Here is a 15795-nt window from a genome sequence, read left to right as displayed (position 1 = left end):
CGGCGGCGGGTCTACTTGAGCTCGACCAGGCGGGCGAGATACGTCGTATCTCCGACATTTGTCAGCATGTGAACCGCACCCGGATCGCGGTAGACCACCCCACCGGTCGGCTCGTCGGCGTCGATCCGGGTGCCGTCGACGGTCTGCACCACGTTCTTCGCGCCCTGTACGGCGATCACCAGATACGGGTGGTCGTGGCGGTGCAACGGCTGCCGCTCGCCCGGCTCCAGCCGGATGTGCCAGACCCGGACCCGGTCGTTCTCGTACACGATCTCCTGGCCGACCGGGCCGAGTTCGGTCTCCTGGCTGACGTCGGTCATCGGACTCCGTTCAACTGGGGGAGCACCTCGGCGGCGATGAGCTCCAGGTGGTCGAGGTCGGCGAGGTCGATCAGGCGCAGGTGCACCCGGGTGGTGCCGACGGCGGCGAACTCGCCGAGCCGGTCGACCAGCTGCGCGGGGGAGCCGACCACCGGGTCCTCCGGCGGCAGCGCGCTCTTGACGTGCAGCGGGGCGGCCCGACGCTCGGCCTCGGCGTCGGTACGTCCGATCGCCACCACTACCCCGGCGGAGAGCACCAGCGGCTCCCGCCCGGACTCGGCGCGGCCGACCCGGTCACAGGCCTCGCGTACCCGTTCGTAGGTGGCGGCCGTGTCGGCGACGGTACGGAACGGCATGTTGAACTCGTCGGCGAAGCGGGCGGCCAGCTCCGGGGTGCGCTTGGGGCCCTTGCCACCGACGATGACCGTGGGGCCGGGCGTCTGCACCGGTTTCGGCAGGGCGGGGGCGTCGACCAGCCGGTAGTGGTCGCCGGTGAAGCTGAACGTCTCGCCGACCGGGGTACGCCACAGTCCGGTGATCACTTCGAGCTGCTCGGCGAGCCGGTCGAAGCGTTCACCGACGGCCGGGAACGGGATGCCGTACGAGGTGTGTTCCCGCTCGTACCAGCCGGCGCCGATGCCCAGCTCGACCCGGCCGCCGCTCATCTGGTCGACCTGGGCGACCATCAGCGCCAGCGGACCGGGCAGCCGGAAGGTGGCCGAGGTGACCAGCGTGCCGAGGCGGATCCGGCTGGTCTCCCGGGCCAGCGCGGCCAGGGTGAGCCAGGCGTCGGTGGGACCGGGCAGGGGCTGCTCGGCGCCCATCGACTGGTAGTGGTCGGCGCGTAGGAAACCCTCGAACCCGCCGGCCTCGACCAGCTGGGCGAAGCGGAGCTGGTCGTCGTAGCTGGCGCCGCGGTGCGGCTCGGTGAAGATGCTCACCCGCATGGTCACGATGCCTCCGCTCCGGCCGACGCCACCGCGGCGACCTCGTCGGGAGCGTGCCGTTCCATCAGCAGCTCGTGCAGGTCGGCGCTGACCCGGGCCACGTCGGCCAGGTGCGCGTTGCGGCCCAGCGAGCGGGGGCGCGGGATGTCCACCTCGACCACCTTGCGAATCCGGCCGGGACGCGGGCTGAGCACCACCACCCGGTCGGCGAGCAGCACCGCCTCGTCGATCGAGTGGGTGACGAAGACGATGGTCGCCCGGGTCTCCATGTGCACCCGCTGGAGTTCACCGGAGAGCTCCTCCCGGGTGAGCGCGTCGAGCGCGGAGAACGGCTCGTCCATCAGCATCACCCGGGGCTCGCCGATCAGCGACCGGCACAGCGACACCCGCTGCTGCATGCCGCCGGAGAGCTCGTGCGGCAGGCGCTTCTCGAAGCCGGCCAGGCCGGACAGCTCCAGTAGCTGCCGGGCGCGGTCGCGGTGCTTGGCCCGACTCCACCCGAAGATCTCCACCGGCAGCAGGACGTTGTCCAGCACCGTGCGCCAGGGCAGCAGCGCCGGCCGCTGGAACAGCATGGCGATGTCCCGGCGCGGCTTGGTGATCGGCTTGTCACCCACGGTGATCTCGCCCGCGGTCGCCGGCAGCAGGCCGGCGACCATCCGCAGCAGAGTGGACTTGCCGCAGCCTGAGCGGCCGAGCACCGCGACGAACTCGCCCTCGGCGACGTGCAGGTCGATGCCGCGCAGGGCCTCGACCCGACCGGTGCGCCCGGTGAAGGTTCGGGACACCCCGGAAAGTCGGATCATGCCCGGCCAGCCTCCTTGAGCTGCGATGTTCTCAGGTCCGGCCAGGGTAGCGAGGCGAGTTGGATCAGAACAGTCCGGGGTGGACTCCGGTAAGTTTTTCGTTTCGCAACGTGATGTGACTGGTGACCGTGAGGTGGGAGTCTCGTACGCTGTGCCCGCGAAAGCGTCCCCCTCTATCGCCGGCCTCGATCTCCCCCTGGGTCGACCCGGCGTGGCTCGACGACCCTCCCAGGTGGACAACCCGCCTGGTGGGAAAGGACATGGTGCACTGATGAGAAGGCTGACCCGTACGGTCGCCGCCACTGCGCTGGCTACCACCCTCGCCCTGGTGACCGCGTGCAGCGGTGGCTCGGACGGTTCCGGAGAGGCGCAGGGTGCTGACGGCCAGTCACTAGAGAAGGTGACCTATCTCACCTCGTTCGGAAACTTCGGCCGGGACTCCTACGCCTGGGTGGCGAAGGAGAAGGGTTTCTTCAAGGATGCCGGCTTCGACGTCGACATCCAGGCCGGTCAGGGCACCGGTGGCGTGATCCAGACCGTCGTCGCCGGCAAGGCCGACTTCGGCCCGATCGACCTGACCGGTGGTCTGCTGCAGGTCGGCAACGGCCTGGCCAAGGACTTCGTCGCGGTGGCCGCGATCCAGCAGCGCACCATGGCCGGCATCGCCACGGTCGAGGGCAACGGCATCGCCTCCCCGAAGGACCTGGAGGGCAAGAAGCTCGCCGACACCCCCGGCTCGGTGGTCCGCAACCTCTTCCCGACCTACGCCCGGCTGGCCGGCGTCGACGTCACCAAGGTGCAGTGGGTGAACGGTGACGCGCAGACCCTGATGGGCACCCTGGCCTCGGGTGGCGTGGACGGGATCGGCCAGTTCGTCGTCGGTCAGCCGACCATCGAGACGGTCACCAAGAAGAAGGCAGTCATGTTGCCGTACAGCAACGTGATGCAGGACCTCTACGGCAACGTGCTGATCACCTCCAGCAAGATCGCCAAGGAGGACCCGGAGAAGGTCAAGCGGTTCACCGGCGCGCTGCTCAAGGGCCTGGAGTACGCCCTGGCCAACCCGCAGGAGGCCGGCGAGATCCTGAAGAAGAACGTCGAGGCCAGCGTGCCCGCCGCGGCCGCCGCCGAGCTGCAGCTGATGGCCGGGTACGTCCGGTCGAGCAACTCCGGCACCGCGCTCGGCACCCTGGACAACGGCCGGGTGGCCAAGAGCATCGCCATCCTGCAGGGCGCCGGTCAGTTGAAGCAGAACATCACCCCGGACCAGATCATCGACTTCAGCCTCGCGCCGAAGGCCTGATCAGAGTCCGTCACACGGGGGTACGCCCCGCCGGTGTCCCCGGCGGCGCGTACCCCCCTGCCGTGCCGGCCGTCGGGCCGGAGGTTGAGGAGTGCAAGATGACCGACGTCCGGTCCCCGGCGGTGGCCACACCGCCGGGGACAGCACAGATCCCGGGCCCCGAGGGACGGGCGGCACGAGGTGGTGCGGTGCTCCGCGCCGGCACCTCGGCGACGCTGCTGCCGGTGGCCGGCCTGCTGATCGCCTTCGGCCTGTGGTGGCTGGTCTCCCGCCTGGAACTGGTCCACCCGGCCGCGCTGCCCACCCCGGGATCGGTGCTGGCCGCGTTCGTCGAGAAGCCGGCGCAGATGCTGGAGCACACCGGTACCACCACAATGGAGATCCTGATCGGCTTCGCGCTCTCGGCGGCGGCCGGGATCCTGATCGGACTGTCCCTGGCCGCGTCCCGGACCGTGGAGCGGATGTTCACCCCGCTGCTGGTCGCGGTCAACGCAGTGCCCAAGATCACCCTCGGGCCGCTGCTGGTGGTGGCGCTCGGCTGGGGGCAGCGGCCCATCCTGACGATGGTGTTCCTGCTCTGTTTCTTTCCGATCGTGCTCGCCACCGCCACCGGCCTGACCACCACCCCGGCCGACCTGGCGGAGCTGGTGCGGTCCTGGAACGCCTCCTGGTGGCAGGCCTTCCGCAAGGTGCGGTTCCCGGCCGCGCTGCCGCAGATCTTCGTCGGGCTCAAGGTCGCCATGCCGCTGGCCGCGATCGGAGCGGTGATCGGCGAGTTCCAGGCCGGCGAGGGCGGGCTCGGCTATGTGATCCAGCAGTACGCCGGCATCGGCGACACCGCCACCGCCTGGGCGGCCATCATGCTGGTGGCCCTGGTGAGCATCGTGCTCTACTCGGCGCTGGTCGTCGTCGAACGGTTCGCCCTGCCGTGGGTGCGCGAGACCACCTCGAACCGCTGACCGGGCGGCCGTCCACCGGTGCCAGGTGAGAACCCTACGGCTGGCCGGCCTCCGCGGACGGAGGCCGGCCAGCCGGGTGCCGTACGGCGTCCGGGTCAGCCGGCCAGTCGCCAGCGGCCGCCCCGGGCGACCAGCGTGGTGAGGGCCTGGGGCATCAGCCCGGAGTGGTTGTCAGGCGTCATCCGGATCGGGCCGGAGAGCCCGTCCAGCTGCGAGGTCTCCAGCACGTCGCGGATGCCGTCCCGGTCCACCCGGCCGGGCGTCCCGGCCGGTCGCCGCAGCTCGGCGTTCACGATGAGCTGCACCGCGTCGGCGGCGAACGAGGAGAAGCCGTGGTATCCGCCGAACCGGGCCGTGTAGTCCTGGAACCACTGCCGACGGGCGGCCTTGGCCGGGGTGGTGGCGATCACGTCGTCGATCGCCATCGTCTGGCTGAAGACCAGCGTGGACCGGGCGCTGGCCTGCGTCGAGGTGCCGAGGAAGAGGTCGCCACCGGCCACCACGTCGAAGTAGAGGTTGCCCTGGAACTCGGCCTGCTGGGCGCTGTTGGTGACCAGCGTCGCCTGCTCGGGCGTGGTCCAGACGACCAGGGCGTCGATGTTGCCGAAGGTCAGCTGCCGGACCGGCTCGTTCAGGTCGGTCGCGGTGGTCGGCACCGCGGACCGCCGTACCAACCGGATGTCGGCCTTGTCGAGTTCGCTGCGGAGCGCGGTCAGCCCCTCCCGGCCGTAGTTGTCGTCGCTGTGCAGCAGCGCCACCCGGCGGATGCCCGACCTACCCAGCTCGTCGACGAGCACGGCGGCGCTGTCCGCCGCGTTCGGCGCCAGCTTGAACATGTACCGGCGTTCGGCCACCGGGTTGGTGACCTCGCTGGACGCGGCGAGGGCGATGGTGGGGATCCGGCCGTCGCCGACGGCCCGGACCGCGCCGACCGCGCACTCGTTGCAGCCGCCCATGATGATGGCGCTGACCTTGCCGTCCTTGCTGAAGTCGGTGATGTTGCGCAGCGACTCGGCGGCATCGGAGCGGTTGTCCTTCACCCGCAGGTCGATCTGCCGGCCGCCCAGCGCGCCAGAGGCGTTGAGCTGCTCGACCTTCAGCTCCAGGGCGCGCTGGTACGCCTTGCCGACCGGGGCGGCGGCACCGGAGATCTCCAGGTCCGCGGCGATGACGATCGGAGAAGTGTCCTGCTCCGCGGCGCCGAACTGGCAGCCGGTGAGCGTGGTGGCCAGGACGGCCGATGCGAGCGCCGCGATGGTCGCGGAGCGGATGGGGCTCAACTCAGTCCTCCAGGGTGCGGCGCGGGCCGAGGCCCGGTCACCGCCGGTTCTGCCGTCCTCGGTGGAGGATCGGGGATCATGTGCCGTACGGTGTGCGCGAAGCCTGCAAAACCTTGCCAATGCCGGGCCCTGTGGTCAAGCGCGGGTACCAGGCGGCGTTTCGGGATGACCGTCCCACATACTGGGGTAATCGAGCGTTCACAAACGCTCACTTTGCAGATTCATCCGACCACTCTGGATCATATGCCCTGCTCAGGGGCGGTAGAGAATTGGCGGTATCAGGTGATCGGTGCGTACGTCGGGTCGTGCCCGACCCTCCTGTCTCTCATCCCGGCTTTCCAAACCGGATCTTCTCTGATGAAATCGCGGCCGTGCCGCGCGCGGCGCTGTCCGCTGCACCAGGCACGGGTCGGCGGGTCAGGCGTGGAAGAAACGACGGAGGCGATGTCGTGAGCACCGGACCTACGACCCTGCCCGAGAGCGGCGAGGCCAGCAAGGGCGGGTTGCGGAGTCGGCTACCCCGGCTACGGGACGCCCGGATCCGGTCGAAGCTGGCACTGATCCTGGTCGTTCCGGTGGCCGCGGTGATCGCACTGGCCACCATCCGGCTCATCTCGACCGGCGAGGGCGCCGTCGAGGCCAACCGCATCGAGTCGCTCACCGCGCTCTCCGTCGACGTCTCGGCCCTGGCCCAGGACATGCACCGGGAGCGGATGGCGGCCTCGGCGTTCCTGGCCCGGCCGGGCCAGTCGCCCGACGAGTACAACCTGCGGGTACGCCGTACCGACCAGCGGATCACCGAGTACCGCGACGAGCGGAGCCGGATCGGCGACGTACCGGATGCGGTGCGCGACCGGCTCGACACCATCGACAGTCACCTGGACACGCTGAGCAGCACCCGGCAGGAGGTGCTGGCCCAGCGGCAGCTGCCGGTGGCCGCGGCGGCACTGCGCTACGGCGTGATCTACGCCGACCTGGTCTCGTACGGTGAGACGCTGGCCCAGCTGCCCGGCGAGGAGCGGCTCGCGGACAGCCGTCGCGCGGTGGCCGCCTTCAGCCGGGCCAAGGGCGCCGTCGCCGAGGAGGAGTCGGTCGCGTTCACCGCGTTGGTCGGCGGTCGCCTGGACGAGGAGCAGTTCTCCTCCTTCGTCGCCACCCTCACCGGCCAGCAGGAAGCCCTGCTCGCCTTCTCGCTCGCCGCCGACCCCGCCCAGCGCGCCCTGGTGGAGAGCTCGGTCTCCGGTGACGCGGTGGTGCTCGCCGACGGGGTCGCCTCCGACATCAGCCGCTCGGTCGGGCAGCGCCCGCTGGTCTCGGCCGCCGACGCGGCCAACGCCGTCGGCGCCGTCAACGACCTGATGCGCTGGGCCGAGGTACGGCTGCAGGAAGACCTCCTCGCCGACGCCGCACAGGTCCGCTCGGACGTGATCCGGCAGGCCATCGTCGAGTCGGTGCTGGTGCTGCTCACGCTGATCATCGCCGTCAGCCTGGCCGTGGTGCTCGCCCGCTCGCTCAACCAGTCGCTGCGCCGGCTGCGCGAGGGCGCCCTCTCGGTGGCCAACCACGACCTGCCGGAGGCGGTCGCCCGGCTGCAGAACATCAACAACGTGGGCGACGGCGGTGTGGAGGAGATCGTCCGGCAGGTCCGGGACCCGATCAAGCTGAACAACCGCGACGAGGTCGGGCAGGTCGCGCTGGCCTTCAACGTGGTGCACCAGGAGGCGGTCCGGGTCGCGGCCGAGCAGGCCGCGCTGCGGACCAGCGTCTCGGCGATGTTCCTCAACCTGGCCCGGCGCTCGCAGACCCTGGTCGACCGGATGATCGGTGAGCTGGACGCCATCGAGCGTTCCGAGGAGGACCCGAAGCGGTTGGCCCGGCTCTTCGAGCTGGACCACCTGGCCACCCGGATGCGCCGCAACGACGAGAACCTGCTGGTGCTGGCCGGTGCCGACTCCGCCGTGCCGCGTCGCGACGACGCGCTCCTGGTCGACGTGCTGCGCGCCGCCCAGTCCGAGGTGGAGCAGTACAACCGGATCGAGTTCGGCACCGTCGACACCGACGTCTCGGTCGCCGCGCACGCGGTGAACGACGTGGTGCGGCTCGTGGCCGAGCTGCTCGACAACGCCACCCGGTTCTCCGCGCCGAACACCACGGTGGTGGCCGACGGTCGCCGGATCCGCGACTACGTCCTGATCCAGATCGAGGACCGGGGGCTCGGCCTCAGCGACGACCAGCTGGACTCGCTCAACAAGCGGCTGGCCGCGCCGCCCACGGTGGATGTCGCCGCGTTCCGGCTGATGGGTCTGGCCGTGGTGAGCCGGCTCGCCTCGCGGTACGCCATCCGGGTCGAGCTGCGGCGCAACGTCGAGGGCGGCACGGTGGCCCAGGTGACGCTGCCGGCGGCGACCGTGGTGCTGCCCAACGTCCGGGGCCGCGACCAGGTAGGCGGCCGGCCACGCCAGCCGATGATCGAGCAGAGCCCGCTGAACCCGGTGAGCCTCGGCGACTCGCTCGCCGGTGCCGGTCGGACCTCGGCGGCCACCCTGCCCGACCAGTGGCGGACCAGCACCCCCACGCCTACCTGGCAGACGCCTACCCAGGCGCGCGACTCGGCACCGCCGGTGCAGGCCGCTGGCCGGTCGCTGACGACCCCGCCGGTCGCACCGGAGCCGACGCGGTCCGCCCCCGCCGAGCCGGCGTTCCCCGGCACCAACGGGGTGTCGGTGGGTTCGCCGACGGTCGCGTACCCCACGATCGATCCGCTGCCCCGGCGCGGCTCGACCGGTGAGCCGCCCCGGCCCGCCGCGCCGGCGTTGCCGCTGGGTCCGACCGCCGGGTTGCCGGCCGCGCCGCCGGCCCCGGCCGCGCCGGTGTCCAACGCGATGCCCGCCGCACCGGTCATCGGCCGGCGGGACCAGCCCGCCGAGGCACCGATCTTCCGGGAGATGGAGGCGGTCTGGTTCCGTTCCCACGGCAACGACGAGACGGCCATCTTCACCCGACCCCGCTTCGACCAGCCGCCGGGCGCCGGTGCCCGACCGGCCGCCACCCCCGCCCCGGCCGCCCCGGTCCGGCCGCCGTTGCCGACCCGGACCCCGGGCGCGGTCGAGACGCCGCCGGCGCAGAGCGCACCGCCGACGTACACGCCGCCCCCGGCGGCAACGGCCCCTCCGGTGTCGGCGCCCCCCGTCGTACCGGCTGCGGCCACGCCGCCGCCGGCCCCGCCCGCGGCGGCACCGATCGAGCCGGAGGCCTGGCGGACCGCGGCCGACGACGGCTGGTCCCGGGCCAGCCGGGCGGCCGAGCCGGCCCCCTCCGGAACCACCCGGTCCGGTCTGCCGAAGCGGGTACCGCAGGCCCAGCTCGTTCCCGGTGGGATCGAGCCCAAGAGCGGGCGGGACCGGAGCCGGCGTACGCCGGACGAAGTACGCGGTCTGCTCTCCGCCTACCATCGGGGCGTCCAACGTGGACGTACCGCCGGGGCCGACCAGGACAGCACCTCGACCAAGGAGACGAGCCGATGAACAGGCCAGCGGCTATGCAGGACATGGGTTGGCTCCTGACCAACTTCGCCGACAGCGTGGCGGGTATCGCCCACGTGGTGGCGGTGTCGGCGGACGGGCTGCTGCTCGCCTCCTCGCGGGACCTGCCGGGCGACCGGGCGGACCAGCTCGCGGCGATCACCTCCGGCGTGGTCAGCCTGACCGAGGGGGCCGCGCGGATGTTCAGCGCCGGCGGGGTGCTGCAGACCGTGATCGAGATGGACAGTGGATACCTGTTCCTGATGTCGATCAGTGACGGCTCGTCGATGGCCGTGCTCGCCGCGCGCAGTTGCGACGTCGGTCAGGTGGGCTACGAAATGGCACTGCTTGTGGAACGGGTCGGTGCGGCACTGGTGCCGCTGCCCCGGGATGCTGTTCGATCATGAGGCGGTGGGCCGGGGCACCCGGCGGCACGGGTGCCCCCGCCCACGCGTAGGTGAACCGGCACCATCCGGTGTCGGACGAGAGGAGGTGATCGCGGAGTGGACCAACGGCGCGCGGACCCGAGGGGTGCGCTGGTAAGGCCGTACGCGGTCACCCGTGGCCGTACCGAGCCTCGCCAGGACATCGCGCTCGAAGCGGTGCTCACGGCAAGTCCCACCGCGGTCGCCGAGTCGCGGTTCGCCGGACACGACAAGCACCGGATCGCCTCGGTTTGTGAGGGGCGGGCGCAGTCGTTGGCGGAGATCGCCGCGTACACCCGGATGCCGCTGGGCGTCGCCCGGGTGCTGGTCGCCGACATGGTGGCCGAGGGTCTGCTGACGCTACACACTGCCGCTCCCGCCGACGGGTTCGAGGAGCGAATGGAAATCCTTGGAAGGGTGCTAAGTGGACTTCGCAGGCTATGACCCCGCCGGGGCCCGCCAGAACCGGGGAATCGTCTCGGCGAAGATCGTGGTCGCGGGTGGCTTCGGCGTGGGCAAGACGACCCTGGTCGGTGCGATCTCGGAGATCACTCCGCTGACCACCGAGGCGGTGATGACCGCGGCCGGCGTCGGTATCGACGACCCGTCCAAGGTGCCGGGCAAGGAGACCACCACGGTCGCCATGGACTTCGGCCGGATCACCATGGCCCAGGACCTGATCCTCTATCTGTTCGGTACCCCCGGCCAGACCCGGTTCTGGTTCATGTGGGACGAGATCATCCGGGGCGCGGTGGGTGCCGCCGTCCTGGTGGACACCCGGCGGATCACCGACGCCTTCGCGCCGCTCGACTACTTCGAGAACCGGAAGCTGCCGTACGTGGTGGCGCTCAACCACTTCGACGGCGCGTCGCAGTACGAGCTGGAGGAGGTCCGGGAGTCGCTGGCCATCTCGCCGGACGTACCGCTGGTCTGGACCGACGCCCGCGACCGGGAGTCGGTCAAGCAGGTGCTGGTGACCGTGGTGGAACACGCCATGATGCGCCTGGAGGCCGAGCACGGCCGAGGCTTCCCCGCCCCGGTCGGCTGAACCCGGGTACTCCCGCAGCCCCTGTCGGCCTCGGCCGGCAGGGGCTGCGCCCGTTCCCCGGGTCGTCGGCCGTGGACCGGACCCGCGAATTCCCATTTGTCGTTTCCGGCGCGTGTGCCGCGTGTGCTCCGCCGCCCGCACGCTGTGGCCGTCGACCAGCCGTATCCCTGCTGACCTGGGAAGACTTACGATTCCGGCTACGTGACTCTGCGTGATCGTTTGATCGCGTGAACCGTTGGAGGAATCCATGCGAATGGTCAAGGGTGTCTGTGCCATGGCTGCCGGACTGACGGTCCTCGCCGGCCCACAGGTCGCGTACGCGGCCGACGTCAGCCCGGATACCCGGGCGAACACGCTGACGGCGATGCACGGGGAGGCGTTCGCCCACGCCTCGTACCTGGCGTACGCGCAGGAGGCGGAGCGGACCGGGGAGCCCGAGGTCGCCGCGTTGTTCCGGGCCACCGCCGCGACCGAACTCGACGACCACTTCACCGCCGAGGCCGAGCTGATCGGCTTCGTCGGCAGCGACGTCGAGAATCTGGAGGAGTCGATCGCCGGCGAGGAGTTCGAGGCGACCGTCTCCTACCCGGACTTCGCCGCGCAGGCCCGCCGGGACGGCTGCGCGCCGGCGGTGGCCCTCTTCACCGAACTGGCCGGGGACGAGGCGGCGCACGCCGGGCGGTTCCGCACCGCGCTGGAGGCGATCACCGACCCCGGGTCCGGGGCGGAGATCCCGACGGGCGAGGTGGTCGAGCCGGTCCCGATCCGGGCGGTGCAGCCGCAGTGCTCGGGCCAGACCCGGGAGAACCTGTACGAGACGCTGCGCGGTGAGGCGTTCGCGTACGCGAGGTACACGCTCTACGCCCGTGCCGCCGGGGTGCCCCGGTTGGCCGAACTCTGGACCAACACCGCCAACCAGGAGCTGGGTGAGCACTTCGCCGAGACGGCCAACCTGTACGGCCTGGTCCGCACGAACACCGACAACCTGCGGCACTCGATCGACGGTGAGGTGTACGAGGCGACCGTGATGTACCCGTCGTTCGCCCGGCACGCCGCCGCGGCCGGTGACGCCGAGGCGGCGGCGCTGTTCCGGGAGATCTCCTTCGACGAGGCCGACCACGCCTCGGCGTTCCTGCGTGCCCTGGTCGGGCTGGTCGTCCCCGGCGGTGGTGAGGACCAGGTGCGCCCGGTCGCCCGGCCGGCCGGTGACCGGGCTCAGTCGACGCGCAGCCGGTAGCCGCGTTTGACCACGGTCTGCACGACCCGGGGGGCGTGCAGACCGGCGCGCAGCCGGGCCACCGCCATCTCCACCGCGTGCTCGTCCGCGCCGCGCGGCAGGGTGCGCAGCAGGGCGGTACGCGACAGCACCCGGCCGGGGGAGCGGGCCAGCTCCCGCAGCACCGCCATCGGTGCCGGGGCGAGCTGGCGCAGGTCCCCGTCGACCACGGCGGCGTGCCCACGCAGGGTGATCAGGTGCCCGGCCGCCTTCAGGGTGGTGGTGCGCCGGGGCAGCTCGTCGACGATGGTGCGGACCAGTGCGCCGAGCCGGGCCCGGCCCGGCGCACTGACCGGCACCCCGTGTCTGCGCAGCGGCTCGGCGGTGACCGCGCCGACGCAGGCGGCCAGGACGTCCTCGCGCAGCGCCGCCAGCACCGCGTCGGTACGGTCGCCGGCGGCCCGCAGCAGCGCCTCCGCCGCCGGTGCCGAGGTGAAGGTGACCGCGTCGACGAGCCGGCCGGCGACCAGGTCGATCAGCCGGTGCAGTGGGGCCGGGTCGGTGGGCGGCGCCCAGCGGTAGACCGGCACCTCGATGACGGTCGCGCCGGCGGCCTCCAGCGCCATGGTGCACTCCGGCTGCCGGTCCCCGTGCAACTGCATCGCGACGACCTGCCCGGCCACCCCCCGCCGGGTCAGGTGGTCGACGACCTCGTCGCAGCTCTCCGAGGCCGGCGACCACTGGTCGTGCAGGCCGGCGGCCCGGATCGCACCGCGGGCCTTCGGACCCCGGGCCACCAGGTACGCGTCGGTCAGCACCGAGCGCAGCGGCTCGGCCAGGCCCCAGCCCTCGGCCGCCTCCAACCAGCCGCGCATGCCGATGCCGGTGTTGGCCATCACGATGTCCGGTGGCCGGTCCAGGCAGGCCCGGGTCGCCTCGCGCAGCTCGGTGTCGTCGGTGAGCGGCACGATCCGCAGCGCCGGGGCGAGCACCACCCGCGCCCCACGCCGTTGCAGCAGCGCGGCGAGTTCGTCGCGCCGCCGGTCGGCGGTCACCCCGATGGTGAAGCCGGCCAGTTCCTCGCGCATCATTCCTCCTGTCGCAGCCGCACCTCGACCAGGCCGTCCCGGCACCGCGCCTCGTGCCGGGGCACGCGCACCCCGGGCAGGTCGAGGCAGTCGCCGGTACGCAGGTCGTACACCTGCTTGTGCAGGGGTGAGGCCAGCGTCGGCGTGCCGCCGCGGCTGCCCACGATGCCCCGGCTGAGCACGTACGCGCCGCTCACCGGGTCCCGGTTGTCCAGCGCGAACAGCTCGTCGGCGGTCCGGAAGAGCGCCACCTGCACCCCGTCGACCAGTGCGGCGACGCCCCGGTCCGGCTCCAGCTGGTCCAGCCGGCAGACCACGGTCCAGGTCAGTACGGTCGCCCGGCTCACCGCCGTACCTCCGGCATGCCCAGGGTGACCGGCTGCCGGCGGCCACCGGCGGTGGCCGGCTCCGGCGCGGCGCGGCCCGGCACCGGTTGACCCCGCACGGTCTCGAAGCGGATCGACGGGTCGGGGACCTCCGGGGCGTTGACGAAGGAGGTGAAGCGGCGCAGCCGTTCCGGGTCGGCGAGGGTGTCCCGCCACTCGTCGGAGTAGGACCCGACGTGCCGGGCCATCGCGGCGTCGAGGTCGGCGCAGAGCCCGAGGGAGTCGTCCACGATCACCGCGCGCAGGTGCGCCAGCCCGCCGTCCAGCGCCTCGATCCAGGCCGCGGTGCGTTGCAGCCGGTCGGCGGTGCGGATGTAGTACATCAGGAACCGGTCGATGGTGCGGACCAGCTCCTCGGTGGAGAGGTCGGTGGCGAACAGGTCGGCGTGCCGGGGCCGGAAGCCGCCGTTGCCGCCGAGGTAGAGGTTCCAGCCGGTCTCGGTGGCGATGACGCCGAAGTCCTTGCTGCGCGCCTCGGCGCACTCCCGGGCACAACCGGAGACCGCCGACTTGAGCTTGTGCGGGGCGCGCAGCCCCCGGTAGCGCAGCTCCAGCGCGACGGCCAGGCCCACCGAGTCCTGCACCCCGTACCGGCACCAGGTATCGCCGACGCAGGACTTCACCGTGCGCAGCGCCTTGCCGTAGGCGTGGCCGGACTCGAAGCCGGCCTCGACCAGCCGCCGCCAGATCTGCGGCAACTGCTCCACCCGGGCCCCGAACAGGTCGATCCGCTGCCCACCGGTGATCTTGGTGTACAGCTGGAAGTCCCGGGCCACCTCGCCGATGACGATCAGCTTCTCCGGGGAGATCTCCCCGCCGGGGATCCGGGGCACCACCGAGTAGCTGCCGTCGCGTTGCAGGTTGGCCAGGAAGTGGTCGTTGGTGTCCTGCAGGGAGGCCTGCTCGCCGTCGAGGACGTACCCGTTGCCCAGCGAGGCGAGGATCGAGGCGACCACCGGCTTGCAGATGTCGCAGCCCCGGCCCCGGCCGTGCTCGGCGATCAGCTGGGAGAAGGTCCGCACGCCCCGGACCCGGACGATGTCGAACAGCTCCTGCCGGCTGGCGTCGAAGTGCTCACAGAGCGCCCGGGACTGCGCCACGCCGGCGGCGTCCAGCAACTGCTTGAGCATCGGTACGCAGGAACCACAGCTCGTCCCGGCCCGGGTGCACGCCTTCAACGCCGGCACGTCGGCGCAGCCGCCGGCGATCGCCGCGTCGACGTCGTCGCGGGTCACCGCGTTGCACGAGCAGACCTGGGCGGTGCCGGGCAGCGTCGCCGCGCCCGCGCCGCCGCCGTCGGCCGGGGCCAGCAACGCCAGCGGGGGACCGGGCAGCGGCCCACCGACGCTGGCCCGCAACGTCGGATAGGCGCTCGCGTCCCCGACCAGCACCCCACCGAGCAGCGTCCGCGCGTCGTCGGAGAGGACCAGCTTCGCGTACGACCGGCTGGCCGGATCGGTGTAGGTGACGTCCAGACAGCCCTCGGTGCGCCCGTGGGCGTCGCCGAAGGACGCCACCTCCACCCCGAGCAGCTTCAACTTCGCCGCGCTGTCCGCCCCGGCGAAGGTGGCCGCCCCGCCGAGCAGCCGGTCGGCGACCACCTCGGCCATCGCGTACCCGGGGGCGACCAGGCCGTGGCAGGTGCCGTCCACCGCCGCGCACTCGCCGACCGCCCAGATCCGCTCGTCGGCGCTGCGGCAGGTGGCGTCGACCAGGACCCCGCCGCGCGGGCCGAGTTCCAGCCCGGCAACGCGGGCCAGCTCGTCGCGGGGGCGGATGCCGGCGGCGACCACCACCAGGTCGGCGTCGACCACGCTGCCGTCGGAGAGGTCGAGGGCGGCGACGGTGCCGTCCGCGCCGGGGCGCAGCGCCGTGGTGGCCACCCCCAGGTGGGTCCGCACCCCCAGCTCCTCGACGTACCGGCGCAGCATCGCCCCACCGGCCTCGTCGACCTGCACCGGCATCAGCCGGGGCGCGAACTCGATCACGTGGGTGGTCAGGCCGAGCAGGCGCAACGCGTTCGCCGCCTCCAGCCCGAGCAGCCCACCGCCGATCACCGCCCCGGTCCGCCGACCGGCGGCGTGCGCCCGGATCGCGGCCAGGTCGTCCAGGGTGCGGTAGACGAAGACCCCCGGCAGATCGGTGCCCGGCACCGGCGGCACGAACGGGTACGAGCCGGTGGCCAGCACCAACGCGTCGTACGGGTACGCGCCGGCCGCCGTGGTGACCACCCGCTGGTCCCGGTCGATCCCGGTGACCGGCTCGCCGAGCCGCAGGTCCACGCCGTCGTCGGCGGTGTACAGGTTGAGCTGCTCCGCGTCGACCCCGTCGAACCACGCCGACAGCCGCACCCGGTCGTACGCCGGTCGGGTCTCCTCGGCGAGCACCGTCACCTGCCAACGCCCCTGCCGGTCGCGGGCCCGCAACGCCTCGACGAAGCGTTGCCCGACCATGCCGTTGCCGACGACGACCAGCCTGTCGCCACTCACCATCCCT

14 protein-coding genes are annotated in these 15795 nt (G+C 72.2%); 7 read left to right on the top strand and 7 right to left on the bottom strand.

From position 1 onward, the window contains the following. Positions 1 to 11: 11 nt before the first annotated feature. From GA0070617_RS25545 to GA0070617_RS25535, 3 genes are read right to left on the bottom strand one after another with little or no spacing between them, the layout of a single operon-like run. Positions 12 to 320, bottom strand: a complete 309-nt coding sequence (locus tag GA0070617_RS25545) for a cupin domain-containing protein (protein WP_091443926.1) — start codon at positions 318 to 320, stop codon at positions 12 to 14. After that, the gene (locus tag GA0070617_RS25540; protein WP_091447348.1) at positions 317 to 1267 is read right to left on the bottom strand and encodes an LLM class F420-dependent oxidoreductase; all 951 of its coding nucleotides are present in this window, start codon (positions 1265 to 1267) and stop codon (positions 317 to 319) included. The genes GA0070617_RS25545 and GA0070617_RS25540 overlap by 4 nt, the downstream gene beginning before the upstream one ends. A 2-nt stretch (positions 1268 to 1269) precedes the next feature. Further along, positions 1270 to 2073 (bottom strand): ABC transporter ATP-binding protein, encoded by an 804-nt coding sequence (locus GA0070617_RS25535; RefSeq protein WP_091443920.1) that lies wholly within the window; start codon positions 2071 to 2073, stop codon positions 1270 to 1272. 271 nt (positions 2074 to 2344) lie between these two features. On the opposite strand from GA0070617_RS25535, the gene GA0070617_RS25530 reads away from it, so the two are divergent. Together GA0070617_RS25530 and GA0070617_RS25525 are read left to right on the top strand one after the other, a co-directional pair. Continuing rightward, complete coding sequence (locus GA0070617_RS25530) at positions 2345 to 3376, top strand: ABC transporter substrate-binding protein (protein ID WP_091443916.1); 1032 nt, start codon at positions 2345 to 2347, stop codon at positions 3374 to 3376. A 98-nt stretch (positions 3377 to 3474) separates the two neighbouring features. After that, entirely contained in the window at positions 3475 to 4335 is an 861-nt protein-coding gene (locus tag GA0070617_RS25525) for an ABC transporter permease (RefSeq protein ID WP_091443913.1), read from the top strand. Positions 4336 to 4430: 95 nt separating this feature from the next. On the opposite strand, the gene GA0070617_RS25520 is transcribed toward GA0070617_RS25525, so the two are convergent. Beyond that, positions 4431 to 5615, bottom strand: a complete 1185-nt coding sequence (locus GA0070617_RS25520) for an ABC transporter substrate-binding protein (protein WP_091443910.1) — start codon at positions 5613 to 5615, stop codon at positions 4431 to 4433. Between the two features lie 449 nt (positions 5616 to 6064). Here GA0070617_RS25520 and GA0070617_RS25515 point away from each other — a divergent pair, with 449 nt between their 5' ends. The 5 genes from GA0070617_RS25515 (at position 6065) to GA0070617_RS31135 (ending at position 11846) form a co-directional block, all read left to right on the top strand. Continuing rightward, complete coding sequence (locus tag GA0070617_RS25515) at positions 6065 to 9139, top strand: sensor histidine kinase (RefSeq protein ID WP_091443906.1); 3075 nt, start codon at positions 6065 to 6067, stop codon at positions 9137 to 9139. After that, on the top strand, positions 9136 to 9543 hold the full coding sequence (locus tag GA0070617_RS25510) for a roadblock/LC7 domain-containing protein (protein ID WP_007465177.1): 408 nt from the start codon (positions 9136 to 9138) through the stop codon (positions 9541 to 9543). Before GA0070617_RS25515 ends, GA0070617_RS25510 begins: the two co-directional genes overlap by 4 nt. A gap of 96 nt (positions 9544 to 9639) precedes the next feature. After that, on the top strand, positions 9640 to 10005 hold the full coding sequence (locus GA0070617_RS25505; RefSeq protein WP_091443903.1) for a DUF742 domain-containing protein: 366 nt from the start codon (positions 9640 to 9642) through the stop codon (positions 10003 to 10005). Then, positions 9986 to 10609 carry a GTP-binding protein gene (locus GA0070617_RS25500; protein ID WP_091443900.1) on the top strand — a complete coding sequence of 208 codons (624 nt, stop codon included), beginning with the start codon at positions 9986 to 9988 and terminating at the stop codon, positions 10607 to 10609. The genes GA0070617_RS25505 and GA0070617_RS25500 overlap by 20 nt, the downstream gene beginning before the upstream one ends. 274 nt (positions 10610 to 10883) lie before the next feature. Then, positions 10884 to 11846: a ferritin family protein gene (locus tag GA0070617_RS31135; RefSeq protein WP_217628872.1), complete on the top strand. Its 963-nt coding sequence runs from the start codon at positions 10884 to 10886 to the stop codon at positions 11844 to 11846. Here GA0070617_RS31135 and GA0070617_RS25485 read toward each other — a convergent pair. From GA0070617_RS25485 to nirB, 3 genes are read right to left on the bottom strand one after another with little or no spacing between them, the layout of a single operon-like run. Beyond that, positions 11825 to 12913 (bottom strand): uroporphyrinogen-III synthase, encoded by a 1089-nt coding sequence (locus tag GA0070617_RS25485; protein ID WP_091443896.1) that lies wholly within the window; start codon positions 12911 to 12913, stop codon positions 11825 to 11827. The two genes, GA0070617_RS31135 and GA0070617_RS25485, sit on opposite strands and share 22 nt — an antisense overlap. After that, the gene (gene nirD, locus GA0070617_RS25480; RefSeq protein WP_091443893.1) at positions 12913 to 13260 is read right to left on the bottom strand and encodes a nitrite reductase small subunit NirD; all 348 of its coding nucleotides are present in this window, start codon (positions 13258 to 13260) and stop codon (positions 12913 to 12915) included. The genes GA0070617_RS25485 and nirD overlap by 1 nt, the downstream gene beginning before the upstream one ends. Next, on the bottom strand, positions 13257 to 15788 hold the full coding sequence (gene nirB, locus GA0070617_RS25475; protein ID WP_091447341.1) for a nitrite reductase large subunit NirB: 2532 nt from the start codon (positions 15786 to 15788) through the stop codon (positions 13257 to 13259). The genes nirD and nirB overlap by 4 nt, the downstream gene beginning before the upstream one ends. Between the last annotated feature and the right edge of the window lie 7 nt (positions 15789 to 15795).

Source organism: Micromonospora yangpuensis (assembly GCF_900091615.1).
GTDB lineage: Bacteria > Actinomycetota > Actinomycetes > Mycobacteriales > Micromonosporaceae > Micromonospora > Micromonospora yangpuensis.
The sequence above is the reverse complement of the archived record's forward strand: the minus strand, read 5'-3'. Positions and strand labels throughout refer to the sequence as shown.